Origin of the sequence: Aliarcobacter sp. (genome assembly GCF_041672065.1) — a bacterium.
Classification (GTDB): Bacteria; Campylobacterota; Campylobacteria; order Campylobacterales; family Arcobacteraceae; genus Aliarcobacter; species Aliarcobacter skirrowii.
Genome location: NZ_JBAZAH010000043.1, coordinates 1 through 15,031, shown reverse-complemented (window position 1 = coordinate 15,031; position 15,031 = coordinate 1). Strand labels below are relative to the sequence as shown.

General features: G+C 28.3%; 16 protein-coding genes and 1 riboswitch. Of the genes, 6 read left to right on the top strand and 10 right to left on the bottom strand.

The features are described from left to right. Positions 1-124 precede the first annotated feature (124 nt). Genes thiC through thiD form a run of 4 tightly spaced genes read right to left on the bottom strand, consistent with a single transcriptional unit; the run spans position 125 to position 3,677 of the window. Entirely contained in the window at positions 125-1,474 is a 1,350-nt protein-coding gene (gene thiC, locus WC168_RS07165) for a phosphomethylpyrimidine synthase ThiC (protein ID WP_066409450.1), read from the bottom strand. 13 nt (positions 1,475-1,487) lie between these two features. Continuing rightward, the gene (locus tag WC168_RS07160) at positions 1,488-2,036 is read right to left on the bottom strand and encodes a spermidine synthase (RefSeq protein ID WP_066160257.1); all 549 of its coding nucleotides are present in this window, start codon (positions 2,034-2,036) and stop codon (positions 1,488-1,490) included. 18 nt (positions 2,037-2,054) lie between these two features. Next, positions 2,055-2,876, bottom strand: a complete 822-nt coding sequence (gene thiM / locus WC168_RS07155) for a hydroxyethylthiazole kinase (protein ID WP_372618381.1) — start codon at positions 2,874-2,876, stop codon at positions 2,055-2,057. Then, positions 2,877-3,677, bottom strand: coding sequence for a bifunctional hydroxymethylpyrimidine kinase/phosphomethylpyrimidine kinase (thiD, locus tag WC168_RS07150; protein WP_372618379.1), 801 nt, complete (start codon positions 3,675-3,677; stop codon positions 2,877-2,879). It abuts the gene before it with no gap. Positions 3,678-3,791: 114 nt separating this feature from the next. Then, a riboswitch (TPP riboswitch) is annotated at positions 3,792-3,891 on the bottom strand. Positions 3,892-3,953: 62 nt separating this feature from the next. Here thiD and WC168_RS07145 point away from each other — a divergent pair. Genes WC168_RS07145 through WC168_RS07135 form a run of 3 tightly spaced genes read left to right on the top strand, consistent with a single transcriptional unit; the run spans position 3,954 to position 7,159 of the window. Further along, on the top strand, positions 3,954-5,456 hold the full coding sequence (locus WC168_RS07145) for a peptide-binding protein (RefSeq protein WP_372618377.1): 1,503 nt from the start codon (positions 3,954-3,956) through the stop codon (positions 5,454-5,456). 8 nt (positions 5,457-5,464) lie between these two features. Next, on the top strand, positions 5,465-6,121 hold the full coding sequence (locus tag WC168_RS07140; RefSeq protein WP_372618375.1) for an HAD family hydrolase: 657 nt from the start codon (positions 5,465-5,467) through the stop codon (positions 6,119-6,121). Then, positions 6,122-7,159, top strand: a complete 1,038-nt coding sequence (locus WC168_RS07135) for an AbrB family transcriptional regulator (RefSeq protein WP_372618373.1) — start codon at positions 6,122-6,124, stop codon at positions 7,157-7,159. On the opposite strand, the gene WC168_RS07130 is transcribed toward WC168_RS07135, so the two are convergent. From WC168_RS07130 to WC168_RS07115, 4 genes are read right to left on the bottom strand one after another with little or no spacing between them, the layout of a single operon-like run. After that, on the bottom strand, positions 7,148-7,723 hold the full coding sequence (locus WC168_RS07130) for a hypothetical protein (RefSeq protein WP_372618371.1): 576 nt from the start codon (positions 7,721-7,723) through the stop codon (positions 7,148-7,150). The genes WC168_RS07135 and WC168_RS07130 overlap by 12 nt on opposite strands. After that, positions 7,713-8,585 carry an MlaD family protein gene (locus WC168_RS07125; RefSeq protein WP_066409247.1) on the bottom strand — a complete coding sequence of 291 codons (873 nt, stop codon included), beginning with the start codon at positions 8,583-8,585 and terminating at the stop codon, positions 7,713-7,715. Before WC168_RS07125 ends, WC168_RS07130 begins: the two co-directional genes overlap by 11 nt. Beyond that, positions 8,585-9,322, bottom strand: coding sequence for an ABC transporter ATP-binding protein (locus WC168_RS07120; protein ID WP_372618369.1), 738 nt, complete (start codon positions 9,320-9,322; stop codon positions 8,585-8,587). The genes WC168_RS07125 and WC168_RS07120 overlap by 1 nt, the downstream gene beginning before the upstream one ends. Before the next feature lies 1 nt (position 9,323). Continuing rightward, on the bottom strand, positions 9,324-10,433 hold the full coding sequence (locus WC168_RS07115) for an MlaE family ABC transporter permease (protein ID WP_372618367.1): 1,110 nt from the start codon (positions 10,431-10,433) through the stop codon (positions 9,324-9,326). Between the two features lie 143 nt (positions 10,434-10,576). Here WC168_RS07115 and luxS point away from each other — a divergent pair, with 143 nt between their 5' ends. Next, positions 10,577-11,092 (top strand): S-ribosylhomocysteine lyase, encoded by a 516-nt coding sequence (luxS, locus tag WC168_RS07110; protein WP_372618365.1) that lies wholly within the window; start codon positions 10,577-10,579, stop codon positions 11,090-11,092. 1 nt (position 11,093) lies between these two features. Continuing rightward, complete coding sequence (locus tag WC168_RS07105; protein WP_372618363.1) at positions 11,094-11,840, top strand: tRNA (5-methylaminomethyl-2-thiouridine)(34)-methyltransferase MnmD; 747 nt, start codon at positions 11,094-11,096, stop codon at positions 11,838-11,840. Here the strand turns inward: WC168_RS07105 and WC168_RS07100 are convergent. Next, the gene (locus tag WC168_RS07100) at positions 11,835-12,329 is read right to left on the bottom strand and encodes a hypothetical protein (RefSeq protein WP_066160281.1); all 495 of its coding nucleotides are present in this window, start codon (positions 12,327-12,329) and stop codon (positions 11,835-11,837) included. The genes WC168_RS07105 and WC168_RS07100 overlap by 6 nt on opposite strands. A 122-nt stretch (positions 12,330-12,451) precedes the next feature. On the opposite strand from WC168_RS07100, the gene WC168_RS07095 reads away from it, so the two are divergent. Continuing rightward, positions 12,452-12,862, top strand: a complete 411-nt coding sequence (locus WC168_RS07095; protein WP_066160283.1) for a DoxX family protein — start codon at positions 12,452-12,454, stop codon at positions 12,860-12,862. A gap of 31 nt (positions 12,863-12,893) precedes the next feature. Here WC168_RS07095 and WC168_RS07090 read toward each other — a convergent pair. Next, a partial coding sequence (locus tag WC168_RS07090) for a vitamin B12 dependent-methionine synthase activation domain-containing protein (RefSeq protein WP_372618361.1) occupies positions 12,894-15,031 on the bottom strand: 2,138 nt, incomplete at its 5' end.

Here is a 15,031-nt window from a genome sequence, read left to right as displayed (position 1 = left end):
TACTTCAAAAATCAAACATCAGCAAGAAATATTTACTTGCAAATGTTCTTTAAAAATATATTGTTAATAAAATATTGCCTTTTTTAATTTTCTCTTCATTTTAAGTTATTCTTTATAAAAAGGCTTAAGCTATCTTATCTGCATGATCTTTCATGATTTTTTGAGTTATTTTATATGAACAAAATTTTGGTCCACACATAGAGCAAAACTCTGCTTCTTTAAATACATCTTGAGGTAAAGTCTCATCGTGATACTCTCTAGCACGGTCAGGATCAAGTGCTAGTTCAAACTGTTTGTTCCAATCAAAAGCATATCTTGCATCACTCATTGCATCATCAATATCTCTAGCTCCTTTTCTATTTCTAGCAATATCAGCACTGTGAGCAGCAATTTTATACGCAATAATTCCATTTCTAACATCTTCAGCATTTGGTAATCCTAAATGCTCTTTTGGAGTAACATAGCAAAGCATTGATGCTCCATGCCATCCACCAACAGCTGCACCAATTGCACTTGAGATATGATCATATCCAGCACCAATATCAGTAGTTAATGGTCCTAAAATATAAAATGGAGCTTCATGACAATACTCTTTTTCTATCTTCATATTTCTCTCAATTTGATTTAAAGGCACATGTCCTGGACCTTCAATCATAACTTGAACATCTTTTTCCCAAGCTCTTAAAGTTAAATCTCCAAGAACTTTTAACTCTCTTAGTTGTGCTTCATCACTTGCATCTGCTAAACATCCAGGTCTTAAACTATCTCCCAAAGATAAAGAGACATCATACTTTCTACAAATATCTAAAATTTTGTCAAAAGCTGTGTAAAAAGGATTCTCTTTGTGATAATGCATCATCCAAGCTGCCATTAAACTTCCACCTCTTGAAACTATTCCCATCTTTCTTTTTGCAATATGAGGCATAAACTCAAGTAAAAATCCAGCATGAATTGTGAAGTATGAAACACCTTGTTCTGCTTGTCTTTGAATTACTTCAAGCATCTTTTCAATTGTTAAATCCTCTATTTTATCTTTTACATCATGTAAAATTTGATAAATAGGAACTGTTCCAATTGGAACTGTAGAGTGAGCTATTACAGCTTTTCGTATAAGATCTAAATCTCCACCTGTACTTAAATCCATAATTGTATCAGCACCATATTTTAAACAAACATCAACTTTTTCTAACTCTCCTTGAACATCGCTAACAATTGCAGAACTTCCAATATTTGCATTTATTTTACAAGAGCTTGCAATTCCTATTGCCATTGGTTCTTGATTTATATGATTCACATTTGCAGGAATAATAAGTCTTCCTCTTGCAATTTCACTTCTAATAAATTCAGGTTTTAAGTTCTCTTTTTTTGCTACAAACTCCATATGAGGAGTAATAATGCCCTTTTTAGCATAATACATTTGCGTTCTTACTTCATCGTTTTTGTGTTCTTCTAACCATTTTTGTATATTTTGCATTTTCTTTATCTCCTTATCTTTTAGCAATACCAGTTAACTCTTTATGAACCTTTGCAGGAAAAACAAAAGATGCAGAGTGAATCTCTGCACTATAATAATCCATATCTTCCAAAAACTCAGCTCTATTTAGATTTAAATCAGCAGTTGGATGATATTTTTTTGAAGCAATAATTGAAGTTGTGTGACCAAAACTAAAAGGCATAACAATCCAAAATAGTTTTCCAGCAACTTCTAAATCATTTTTTAAAGCTTCAATATCTTTAGAGTAAAAGCTAGAACTAAAAGTTAAAATTCCATCAGATTTTAAAACTCTAAAAATATCTGAAAGAGTTTGAAAATCAAGTTTGATATCTGTTAAGATAATTGTATCAACACTCTTTTCCTCTTTTTGTTTAAGAATATCAAGATTTGAGAATGTTATATTTGATTCATCTGAGTGCTTTTTTGCTTCATTTACAATAGCATCATCAATAGTTCCTAAAACTAAAACCTCTTTAGCTTCATAGTGAGTGCAAAGTGGAATATTTATCATCATCTCTGCAAATATTTTGTTGTTATTCATATTTTTCCTTTGTTAAATTTAAGACAAAACTTTAATTTTTGCCATACTTCTTAAAATCTCTTCATTGAAGTTTCCTATTACATTAAATAGCCCTTTGTGAAAAGTTCCAAGATTTTTTTTATTTGCATTTATAGATGCAATTTCACCAGCAATACCCATAACCAATATACCCAAAACAGTTGCTTCAAATAGTTTATCATTTGAAGTTCCACAAAAACTAGCGATTAAAGATGAACACATACAACCAGTTCCTGTAATTTTTGGTAAAAGATCATTCCCATTTTTAATAGCAACAGCTCTTTTTCCATCACTAATAATATCAACTTCACCTGTTATTGCAACAATATTTTTATACTTTTTTGATAATTTTTTAGCAATGAAACTAAGATTTTCTATTGAGTCAAAATCATCTTTTGAGGCATCAACACCTTTTGTATTTGAGCTAATTTTCAAGATTGATTTTATCTCAGATATATTTCCTCTTAAAACATCAACTTTTGACTCTTTTAAAAGCTCTTTTACAATAGAAGTTCTAATCTTACTAGCCCCAACTCCAACTGGGTCTAGAATTACTGGAGTATTTATACTTTTTGCTTTTGAAGATGCTTTTTTTATAGATTTTTTTACTCTTTTATTTATTGTTCCAATATTTAAAAGTAAAGATGATGCAATATCTACAAAATCTTCAACTTCATCAATCTCATCAGCCATAACAGGACTAGCACCTATTGCTAAAGTTACATTTGCACAATCATTTACAGTTACATAGTTTGTAATTTGATGAATTAAAGGATTTTTCTCTTTTGTATCTTTTAATATATCTACTAAAATATCTATCATCTACTCTCCTTTAAAAAATTTATGAAAATGGTTTGTTGGACCATTTCCTTTTCCTAAATTTGGTGCATTTTTTATAGCTTCATAAATATACTCTTTTGATATTTGAATAGAATCTTTTAAAGAGTTTCCTAAAGCTAAGTTTGCTGCAATTGCAGATGAGAATGTGCAACCAGTTCCGTGAGTATTTGTAGTTTTTATTTTTGGTGATTCAAATTCAAAGAAATTGTTTCCATCAAATAAAATATCCAAAGCATCAAAACTATCTCCACCTTTTATAAGTACATTTTTACAAGCTTTATCAAATATAATCTTACAAGCCTTTTTTATATCATCTTTTGACTCTATTTTCATATTTGCTAAGTGTTGAGCTTCTGCTATATTTGGTGTTATTAGGTCTGCAATAGGTAAAATTAGCTCAATTAAGCTATTCATATTTTTTATATCCATTAAAGCTGCACCATTTTTTGCATACATAACAGGATCTACAACAACTTTTAAATCTTTGTAGTTTTGTTTTGCTTTTTGTAAAAACTCACTTACAACTCTCATTGTATCAATATTTCCAAGCATTCCAATTTTTATAACATCTGGAATAATATCATCAAAAACAGCTTCAAGTTGTTTTTGAATCATATTGGAAGTTACATCTTGAATCTCTATAACACTAAATGTATTTTCAGCCACAACAGCAGTTACTACACTCATACCATAAGTTCCAAATGAACTAAAAGTTTTTAAATCAGCTTGTATTCCAGCTCCACCAATACAGTCAGAACCTGCAATGGTTAAAACTTTTTTCATAACAATCCTTTTTGTAATATTTTTTCTTTTATTTTGGGCAAAAAAAAAGGTGCCTTCATTTGAAAGCACCTTTTTTAATTAAATTTTAGTTATTTATTATTAAGTTCTAAATTTTAATCTTTAAAATTTGCTTCCTACACTGGTATTAACCAACAGGTTCAAAGGGTCAGGTTTTACCTTCTCAACACATTTAAGTGTTCCCCCGCAATAAAAAAAATAATTGTATCACAAATAGAGTTTAAAAGCCAATTTATATAAAAAACAATACAATACGCCATGAAATTTTTAATAATAAATATAATATTTTTTCTATCACTAAGTGCCTCAACTCTTACTTTGTCTATGAGTTCAAGTCCTAGTAGATTAAATCCTATTTTAGCAAATGATTCTGCTAGTAGTGAGATTGCAAATTGGCTATTTGATGGGCTTTTGAAGTATGATAAAGATGGAAATGTTACAACTAGTATCGCTTCATATTACAAATTTGAAACTCCTACAAAATTAATAATTGGATTAAAAGATAATGTGCTTTGGCACGATGGTGTAAAACTATCTGCAAAAGATGTAGTTTTTACTTATGAGCAAATAATAAGTCCAACTGTTTTTAACTCTATAAAATCAAACTTTAATGAGGTAAAAAGTGTAAAAGCTCTTGATGATTTAACAGTTGAGATTGAGTATAAAAAACCATATTTTAAAGCCTTAGAAATTTGGATGGTTGGTCTTTTACCATATCATATTTTAAAAGATGAACAAAATCTTATGACAAGCAGTTTTAATAAAAATCCAATAGGAACAGGCTCTTATAAATTAAAAGAGTTTAAAACAGCAAGTGATATTGAACTTATTGCAAATGATTATTTTTTTGAAGGTCGTCCAAAAATTGATAGAATTTTATATAAATTTTTACCAGATACAAATACATCTTTTTTGTATCTAAAACAAAACAAACTCGATATTGGAAGCCTTACTGCTATGCAAGTTTCAAGACAAATAGATGATGAGTTTAAAAATAGTTTTGATATTTTAACAAAGGCTAGTAACGGTTTTTCTTATTTAGGATTTAACTTAAAAAATCCAAAATTTAGTGATATAAAAGTTAGAGAAGCTCTATCTTTAGCTATAAATAGACAAGAGTTAATAGATATTTTGTTTTTTGGTTATGCAAAGGTTTGCAACGGTCCTTTTATGCCAGATACATTTGCTTATAATGATGAGGTAAAACCAGTTGTTCAAGATTTAAAAAAAGCAAAAGCTTTATTAAAAGAGGCTGGGTATGATGAGAAAAATCCTTTAACATTTGAACTTGTTACAAATACAGGAAATGATATAAGAGTAAATACAGCTTTGATTTTACAATACCAACTAGCAAAAGTTGGTGTAAATATGAAAATCAAAGTTATGGAGTGGCAAGCTTTTTTAAATACTGTTGTTCATCCACGAAAATTTGAAACTGTACTTTTAGGATGGTCTTTGGCTTTGATGCCAGATGCTTATCCTTTATGGCATAGTTCAAGTTCAAAACTAGGTGGATTTAATTTGGTAGATTATAAAAATGAAAGAGTTGATGAGTTGATTGAAAAAGGAATTACAACTGTAAATAAAGATGAGCTAAGCAAAATATATAAAGAGATTTTTAAAATCATTTCAAACGATTTGCCATATCTATTTTTATATATTCCAGACTCAATTACAGTTGTAAATAAAAAGATAAAAAATATAGAACCATCAATTATAGGAATAATGCACAATCAAAAAGATTGGCAAATAGAGGAGTAAAAATTTTTATGAACAAAAAAGAGAAGATTATTTTATTTGATTTAGATGGAACACTAATTGACTCAACAGATGCAATAACTGATACATTTTTACATGCCTTTTCAAAACATAATTTTGATTTTAAAGGAACTATTGAAGATATAAAGGTTCAAATTGGTTATCCACTTGATATTATGTTTGAAAATTTGGGTGTAGATAGAAAAATAGTTTGGGATTTTGTAGATAGTTATAAAATGCGATATAAAGATATTTCAGTTGCTCAAACACTACTTTTGGAAAATGCTTTTGAAGCAGTAACCTTAGCTTCAAAATTTGCAAAGCTTGGAGTGGTTACTACAAAAACAAGAATCTATTCAACTCCAATATTAGAAAACTTTGATATTTTAAAACATTTTGAAGTAATAATTGGAAGAGAAGATGTAGAAAATCCAAAACCTCATAAAGAGCCAATTCTAAAGGCTTTAGATGCTTTTGAATATGATGATAAAAAACATCAAGCATTTATGGTAGGAGATACAAAACTTGATTTAATCTCTGCTTCAAATGCCTCTATAAACTCTGTTGGAGTACTATGTGGTTACTCAAATGAAGAGGAACTTTTAAAATATACTAATATTGTAAAAAAAGACTCTTTAGAAGCTGTAAAACATATTTCACTACTTTAAATGATAAAAAATATTTTTCAAATGCTACTAGCTTTACTAGTAGCTTTTTGTGGTTCACTTATTTTTATATATTTGCATCTTCCACTTCCTTGGCTTTTAGGAAGTATTTTTGCTACAAGCATATTAATAAGATTTCAAAAAATTCCAATACAAAGCCCAAAAATATTTTCAGCACCTGCAAGAATTTTAATTGGTCTAGCAATTGGAAGTGCCTTTACTCCAGCAATTTTAAACTATATTCCACAATACACTATTAGTTTACTTTTGGTTATTCCATTTACCATTTTGGTTATATTTTTTGGAACATACTATTACTATAAAGTTTTAAAATATGATTTAAAAACCTCTTATTTAGGCTCAATGCCAGGTGGTGTTATTGAGATGGTTATAATTGGACAAGAGCTAAAAGCAAATACAGCAAAGATAACTTTAATGCAAAGTTCAAGACTATTTTTTGTAGTTGTATCTTTGCCTTTTATTATTCAATATCTTTTTCAAATTGATATAAGAGGTAACCAGCTTTTAACAACACCTATAAAAGATATAGATATTTTAGAGTTTTTATATATCTATGTTTTAGCAGTTTTTGCAGCACTCTTTGCAAAAAAGATAAAACTAACAGCTGCATATTTGATTGGTCCTATGATTATAAGTATTATTTTATATTCAGGCGGATTTGTAACTACACATATACCAGATGAGTTACTTAAATTTATTCAAGTTGTTTTTGGCTCAATTATTGGGTTTACATTTAAAAATGTTGATTTAAAAACTATTTTTAATACTTTAGTTGCTACTTTGGGACATTTTGTTATTTTAATAATCTTGTGTGGAATTTTTATTTTTATTATTCACCACTTTTTTGGTTTTGCTACTTTAGATATATTACTTGCTTTTGGACCTGGTGGTCAAACTGAGATAAATTTAATAGCACTTTTAGTTGGTGCAAATTTACCTTATATAACTTTGCACCATATTGTAAGACTATTTTTGGTTATGAATATCGCACCAATCATTGCTAAAAGGTTAAAGGATTGATAAATCCTTTAACAAACTATTTAAACTATCTTCAAAACTACTATTTAAAGCCTTTACAAAACCGTAAGCATCATTTGTATCACAAAGAGTTTTTTGATTAAAAATAAAAGATTTTACTATCTTTTCATCTTTTACTAAATCAAATTTTATTTTCAAAACTGCATAAGATTTATCATCTTCAAAATCTTGATACATCTTAAAAACTTCTGTTTTTAATCTATATTGGCTTTTTATCTTCTTATCTTTTAATACATTTGCAAAAATATTACTAGATATAAAAGAGTCAACTATTTGAGTATAAACCATATTAGATGGAAAGCTTATCCATCTATTTTTTGCATACTCTTCAAATTGAAACTCTTTGTTGCTATAAAAAATTGCTTGTGAATTAAAAGCTCTATTTATATTTGGTTCTTCAATAAAAATTGAGTCAAATTTTGCTTTAGTTTCTAAAGCTTTTGTTTGAAAATCTATTCCATAATGATTTATGAAGATTTTCTCTTGTTTGAAACTACAAGCACTAAATAAAATTAGTGTTAAAAAAATTAAAATACTACTTCTCATTTTTCTCTCCTGGACCAAAATTTATAGATTTTTGTTTAAACAACAAATCACTTGGGCTTTCATTTAAATTTTTAATTAACTCTTGCATAGTAATTAAAGTTTCATTCATATTTGTTAAGGCAGATTCTAAATTATTTAAACTATCTTGAGTTAAATTTTTTATATCAAAACTCCCTTTTTCTAGCTCTTCTTCTAATTTTTTCATTGTAATATTAAAGCTATCTGCTGAAGTTTTAACACTTTTAAAGCTAGAACTTCCAACATCTGTAAAGTTTTTGATATCAAATAAAAGTTCATTAAAGTTAGCCATACTTTTTTCACTATTTTCTAAAAGCTGTGCAAAGTTTGAGATATTTTCTTGGTTTAAAACTTTTTCAAAAGATTTAAGAATTATCAAAACCTCTCTCATTACATCTTCAGTTGATGTTACTATATTGCTTAAGGTTGATTTTTTTGACTCTATAACTTTTTCTCCAAACTTATTATCTTCCAAAAGTGGGGATTCGTTACTGCCACCTTTAAGCTCAATATATTTAAGCCCTGTAATTCCTAAACTTCCTAAAATAGCGTAGTTATCATGTTTTATGGGCGTTCCTTTTTGAATCTCTAACTCTATTTTTATCTCTTCAGAATTTTTTGGATTTATTGATATATTTTTTACAACACCAATATCTAAGCCTTTGTATTTTATAGAAGAGCCAATATTTAAACCATTTATAGAATCATCAAAAAATGTAAAGTATGTATCATGTTTTTTACTCTCTAATCCAAATTTACCAAGCCAAAATATTGAAAAAATAAGAAGTGTAGATAGTAAACTAACAAATAAACCTATTTTTAAAAAATTAATCCTAGTATCCATTAACCAACCCTTTTTATTGATAAAAAATCTTGAATAAAACTATCTCCTGATTTTAAAGCTTCATTTATAGTTCCATCAAATATCTTCTCTTTTTTTATAATTATAAACCTATCAAGTACAGTTTTAATAGTCTCTAAATCGTGAGTTATTATAACTGTTGTTATATTTAAATGTTTTTTCAAATATAATAAAAGTTCATTTATCTGATCTGTACTTGCAGGATCAAGTCCACTTGTAGGCTCATCCAAAAATAGAATTTTTGGTTGCATTGCTAAACTTCTTGCAAATGCAACTCTTTTTTTCATTCCACCGCTTAGTTCATTTGGATATAGTGTTGCAACTCTTTTTGGAAGACCTACAATATCCAAATTTGTATAAGCTATTTTTTCTATTAAATCTTTTGGCAAATTTGTGTACTCTTTTAACATCACACTAATATTTTCAATCACATTTAAAAAAGAGTACAAAGCTCCAAATTGAAACAAATATGAAAAATCTAATTTTAATTTATCTATCTCATCTATTGATAAGTTTGTAATATCTTTATCAAATATTTTCACACTCCCTTTTTGAATAGGATTTAGCATAACAAGCTGTTTTACTAAAACAGTTTTTCCACTACCACTTCCGCCTAATACTCCAAATATTTCACCCTCATTTACATCAAAAGAGATGTTGTTGTGTATTATATTTTTTCCAAAAGATGTACAAAGATTTTCAACTTTTATAATTGACATTTTATATTCCTATTTGTGTAAAAATTATTGAAAAAATAGCATCTAAAAATATAACTACAAATATAGCATTTACAACGCTTATTGTTGTATATTTTCCAATACTTGTAGTATTGTTCTGTACTTGAAAACCTCTAAAACAACCAATAATTGCTATAAAACAACCAAAAATAACCGATTTGAAAATACCAATTAAAAGATGTTTTACTGCAACTTCATTGTGAAGCCTTGTAATAAACTCTAAAAAAGTAACATCCAAATATGTATAAGCAATTACCATTCCACCAATAATTCCTACAATATCTGCTAAAAAAACAAGCAAAGGAAGAGCAACACTTAATGCAAAAACTCTAGGAAGAGTTAAAAAAAGTGTTGGATCAAAATTCATAGTTTTCATAGCATCTAGCTCTTCTGTTATTTTCATAGCTCCAATTTCTGCTGTGTAGCTACTTGCACTTCTTCCAGCTATTACAATTGCAGTTATAAGAGGTGCTATTTCTCTTAACATTGTAATTGCTACCATCTCAACAATAAATATGTTTGCTCCAAATTTTTCAAGCTGAACAGCTCCTTGATAAGCAATTACAACTCCAACCAAAAATGAGCTTACAACAACTATCAACAAAGCATTTACAGCAGATGTTTCAATATATTTTAAAGTAGCTTTAAATCTAATCTTCTTTGGATGTAAAATAGAGTATGCAAAGAAGTAGAAAACTTCGCCTATAAATATCAAAAATAGTTTAAAAGAGCTATATATCTCATAACTTTTTTTACCAATATTTTCAAAAAGATTATCCTCTTTCTCTTTTTGTAAACCCTCATTTTGATAATGTTTTTTATAGAATTTATATTTTGTCTCATATTTTTCAAAGTTTGAAAAAGAGATATTCTCTTCTTTGAAGTTTTTTAAAAAAGATATTAAATATATGATACAAATACTATCAATATCTATTAAATTTTTAAAATCTATTTGAATATTTGAGTTTTTTGAGATATTTAAATTTCCTAACTCTTTGATAATTTGATTTAAATTATCTTTACTCCAAGAGTTAAGTAGCTTGATATAAAAAGAGTTGTTTTGATTATTTTCTATTTTAAAATAGTTACTCATAAAACAATCCTTTTATTTTTTGTAGTTTAAGATTCTATCTAAATTTGATTTTATATCAAATCTTATTCATTAAAAATTAGATACAATTAATACCTATTTAAAAAAGATTTAAATATTAAATATAAAAAATATGAGGAATAAAAATGCCACTATTAGATAGTTTTAGAGTTGATCATACAATTATGCCAGCCCCTGCTGTACGAGTTGCAAAAGTTATGCAAACACCAAAAGGAGATGCTATTACAGTTTTTGATTTAAGATTTTGTAAACCAAATGAAAAGATGCTAAGTGAAAAAGGTATTCATACTTTAGAGCATCTGTTTGCTGGATTTATTAGAAACCATTTAAACTCTCCTACAGTTGAAATCATCGATGTTTCTCCAATGGGTTGTAGAACTGGATTTTACATGAGTTTAATAGGAACTCCAAAAGAAGAAGAGGTAGCAACTGCTTGGAAAAAATCTATGGAAGATGTTTTAAAAGTTGAAAAACAAAGCGACATTCCAGAACTAAATATATATCAATGTGGAACTTGTGCTATGCACTCACTTCCTGAAGCAAAAGATATAGCAAGAGATATTCTAGCTTCAAATATTGGAGTTATGTCAAATGAGAAACTATTTTTAAGTGAAGATAAACTAGAGAGTTTAGGAAACTAATTTGCTAGAAGATAAACTGGTTACCACAAATGATGGTAGCCATACACTTTTCTCTTTAAAATATAATCAACACTTTCACAATACCCAAGATGGTGGATTTAGTGAAGCTTTGCATAAACACATTATTCCAGCATTTTCGCACTCTTATAATAAAAAAGAGTTAAATATATTAGATATCTGTTTTGGTTTGGGTTACAATAGTTTTGCAACTATCTTTTATATTTTAGAAAACAGACTTGATATTAAAATAAATATCTACTCTCCAGAGCTTGATTTTGATTTAATAAAATCTTTACAAAATTTCTCATATCCAAAAGAGTTTGAAAAGTTTAAAAATATTATAGATGAACTCTCAATTAATCAAAAATATGAAGATGAGAAGATAAAAATAGAGCTTTTTATTGGCGATGCAAGAGAGTACATAAAAACTTTTCCAAAAGATTTTTTTGACATAGTTTATCAAGATGCTTTTTCAAGTGAGGTAAATAAAGAGCTTTGGACAAAAGAGTATTTTGAAGATATTTATAAAATTTCAAAAGAAAACTCTATTTTAACAACTTATGCAATCTCTACAAATATAAGACTCTCTATGTATGAAGCTGGATTTTATATCTATGAAACAAGACCAACAAAAAGAAAAATAACTCTAGCTTTTAAAAACAGACAAGAAGTTATTGGAAAATATATAGATATGGAGTTGAAAAAAAGTAGAAATAAAGATGCAAAATCTTTGAAAGATAGCTTATAAAGTAGCTAACCTTTCAAGAATATATTTTTGTAAATCTCTTTTTGAAACCTCTTCTCTCATAGCTTGTTCAAAAATCTTATTTACTTTTAGTTGATACTCACTATATGAGAAAAATGGAAAATGAACACTCCATGCTTTTTTTAGACTCTGTTTTGTCATACTATTTTTAAGAAATGCCAAAAAGTAGTTAAATCCCATAAATATAAGTGCTGTTATAATCATTGCACCAATGATAGATATATGTGGGTCTATTTTTGCTAATGGTTTATGAGTAAGAAGTGATATAGGAACCAAAACTGCTAAAACCAAAGCAATATATACAAAATATGCTCTTGTAAGTCTTAGTCTAAAACCTAATCTTGTGCTATCTACTTCCATTCCATTGCTTTGTTGAGTTGAAGCTACTAACAAATCTTTTAAAAGTACAGGCTGCTTTGATTTTGAGTAAACAAAATTTAAAATCATACTTAAAATGTTTTTTTCTCTCATATTTTTTCCTAAAATTAATTTGATATTTTAGCTTAGTTTATTGAAATGAAGCTTTATTAACTAACCTTAACATTATATTTTTATTGTTACAATCACGGAAATTTTTTATATAAGGATATTTTATGAAATGCATCGAAAATAAATTATCGGTATTAAATGCTGATATAGGAAAATTAATCTTAAGGCTAACAATTGGTGGACTTATGCTGTTTCACGGTTGGGCAAAAGTGGTAAATGGTATTGGTGGAATTAAAGCTATGGTTGCAAAAGCAGGTTTCCCTGAATTTTTTGCTTATGGGGTTTATTTAGGTGAAATTTTATTTCCACTTATGATTGTTTTAGGGATTTTTGTAAGAACATCTGCTTTATTTGTTGCTATTACTATGGTTGTTGCAATATTTTTAGCTCATAGCCATGAAATTTTTGCCTTAGGAAGAACTGGTGGTCCAGTAATTGAATTAGCATTAATGTATCTTTTAGGATCAATTGCAATTATGTTTATTGGGTCTGGAAAAATTAGTATTAAATCATAAATTAATATAAACTGGGAATTTCCCAGTTTAATCAAACATTATAGTAGTTTGCCTCTTTGTTGTGAACAACAATTGCACAAGTAGTTTGTTCAGGGTGCATCTGGAATGTTTCACTAAGCTCAATTCCAAACTCTTCAGGATTTAACAAATCAAAAATATCTCTATTTTGTGATAATTCAGGACAAGCTGCATAACCTGGAGAGTATCTACAACCAACATATTGTTTCATTTGAACATCACTTAATTTATGCCCCTCTTTAGGAACAATATCCCAATCAAGTCTTATTTGCTTATGTAAAACTTCAGCTAAAGCTTCAGCTAGTTCAACTCCAAGACCGTGAATTTGATAATATTTTGTAAACTCTCCACGATCATAAAACTCTCTTTCATAATCACTTATTTTAAGTCCAGCACTTGCAAGTGTAAATCCTACAACATCTAATCTATCATTTGCAAAAAAGTCAGCTATACATCTAAAAGGTTTTCTTTTTTGTCTTGGAAACTCCATCACTTTTATAGCTTCACTTAAAGGTGGAACATTTTTTGCCTCTTCAAGATTGTTGTAAATATATTTTTTATCAAAAATATATAGCTTATTGTCATGAGATATACAAGGATAATACTCATATATAGCAATTGGTTCAAATATATTTTTTGAAATAAGTTCATCTTTTAAAGAGTAATAAAGTGGTTCAACAACATCTTTTTCATACTTCATAAATGCTTCGGGTGTTTGTTTTCCTCTTTTATATCCCCATCTTTGTCTAAATAAAACTCTGTGATTTATCCAAGAAAATATCAACTCTTTATCTAGCTCATCTCCAGTTTTTGCAACTTTATTCCAATATGGAGGAACTATAAACTCTCTTTTTGGCATAGATATCTCTTCATAAGGTGGAATTATAGCCTCCTCTTTTTCAACTCTATCGCTTGTATCAATTTTTTCAATTAAATCAGCAGCTAGTTTTGTATCAAGTTCTCCACCTTTTTCAATTCTTTGCATAGATACAACACCATCAAAAGCATCTCTACAATAAAAAATAGCTCCATCATAAATTGGTCTGCAATAATCATCAACAAAGTTTTTTGTTAGTGCAGCACCACCTAGCATAACTGGAATTTTTATTCCAAGTCTTTGCATCTCTTCAAGATTCTCTTTCATTACAGCTGTACTCTTTACAAGTAATCCACTCATTCCAATAGCATCTGCATTGTGCTCTTTTACAGCTTCTAAAAATTGGTTTAAATCAGCTTTTATTCCAATATTTACTACTTTAAATCCATTGTTACTTAAAATAATATCAACTAAATTTTTACCAACATCGTGAACATCACCCTTAACTGTACCAATTACAACTGTAGTTTCAGTATTTTTTTCTTGTTTTGGTAAAAATGGGTTTAAAGCATCAACAGTAGCTTTCATAGTTTCGGCACTTTGAAGTACAAATGGAAGTTGCATTTGACCACTTCCAAATAGCTCTCCAATTATTTTCATTCCATCAATTAACCACTCATTTACAATTAACTCAGGAGCTATAGTATCTTTTAGCTCTAAAACTAAAGGAATCATTCTCTCTTTGTCACCATCTAATAAAAGTTTTTTAACCTTTTCAATAGGTTCCATTTTTTGATACTCTTCATCACTTTGTTCATCTTGAGATTCAACATTTGAGAAGTGTTCTATAAATTTAAATAGTGGGTCACCGTTTTCTTGGTTGTTAAATATCAAATCATCACAAGCTTTTTTATCTTCAGCACTTATTTTATTTAGTGGAATAATATGTTTAACATTTACAATAGCAGTTGTAAGTCCTGCTTTTACACAGTGATCTAAATATATTGAGTTTAGATAAATTCTTGCATTTTGAGATAAACCAAATGAGATATTTGAAAGTCCCAAAGTTGTTCCAATTTCTGGATGAAGAGTTTGAAACTCTCTAATAGCTTCCATAGTCTCAATTCCAGCAGTTCTATACTCATCATCACCTGAACCAATAGTAAATGTAAGCATATCAAAAACTAAATCAGCTGGGTCAAATCCATGTCTATTTACACATAAATTATAAATTCGTTCTGCAACTTCTAGTTTTCTCTGTTTTGTTTTTGCCATTCCAATCTCATCAATCACAAGGCAAACAAGTGCTGCTCCAAATTTTTTTGCTAATTTAC

What these genes read in the sequence shown, in the direction of transcription:
- thiC (WP_066409450.1), bottom strand. Translation starts at nt 1,474, where the DNA reads ATGCAAAATATACAAAAATGGTTAGAAGAACACAAAAACGATGAAGTA.
- luxS (WP_372618365.1), top strand. Translation starts at nt 10,577, where the DNA reads ATGCCACTATTAGATAGTTTTAGAGTTGATCATACAATTATGCCAGCC.
- WC168_RS07095 (WP_066160283.1), top strand. Translation starts at nt 12,452, where the DNA reads ATGAAATGCATCGAAAATAAATTATCGGTATTAAATGCTGATATAGGA.
- WC168_RS07140 (WP_372618375.1), top strand. Translation starts at nt 5,465, where the DNA reads ATGAACAAAAAAGAGAAGATTATTTTATTTGATTTAGATGGAACACTA.
- WC168_RS07115 (WP_372618367.1), bottom strand. Translation starts at nt 10,433, where the DNA reads ATGAGTAACTATTTTAAAATAGAAAATAATCAAAACAACTCTTTTTAT.
- WC168_RS07100 (WP_066160281.1), bottom strand. Translation starts at nt 12,329, where the DNA reads ATGAGAGAAAAAAACATTTTAAGTATGATTTTAAATTTTGTTTACTCA.
- WC168_RS07160 (WP_066160257.1), bottom strand. Translation starts at nt 2,036, where the DNA reads ATGAATAACAACAAAATATTTGCAGAGATGATGATAAATATTCCACTT.
- WC168_RS07130 (WP_372618371.1), bottom strand. Translation starts at nt 7,723, where the DNA reads ATGAGAAGTAGTATTTTAATTTTTTTAACACTAATTTTATTTAGTGCT.
- WC168_RS07125 (WP_066409247.1), bottom strand. Translation starts at nt 8,585, where the DNA reads ATGGATACTAGGATTAATTTTTTAAAAATAGGTTTATTTGTTAGTTTA.
- WC168_RS07135 (WP_372618373.1), top strand. Translation starts at nt 6,122, where the DNA reads ATGATAAAAAATATTTTTCAAATGCTACTAGCTTTACTAGTAGCTTTT.
- thiM (WP_372618381.1), bottom strand. Translation starts at nt 2,876, where the DNA reads ATGATAGATATTTTAGTAGATATATTAAAAGATACAAAAGAGAAAAAT.
- WC168_RS07120 (WP_372618369.1), bottom strand. Translation starts at nt 9,322, where the DNA reads ATGTCAATTATAAAAGTTGAAAATCTTTGTACATCTTTTGGAAAAAAT.
- thiD (WP_372618379.1), bottom strand. Translation starts at nt 3,677, where the DNA reads ATGAAAAAAGTTTTAACCATTGCAGGTTCTGACTGTATTGGTGGAGCT.
- WC168_RS07145 (WP_372618377.1), top strand. Translation starts at nt 3,954, where the DNA reads ATGAAATTTTTAATAATAAATATAATATTTTTTCTATCACTAAGTGCC.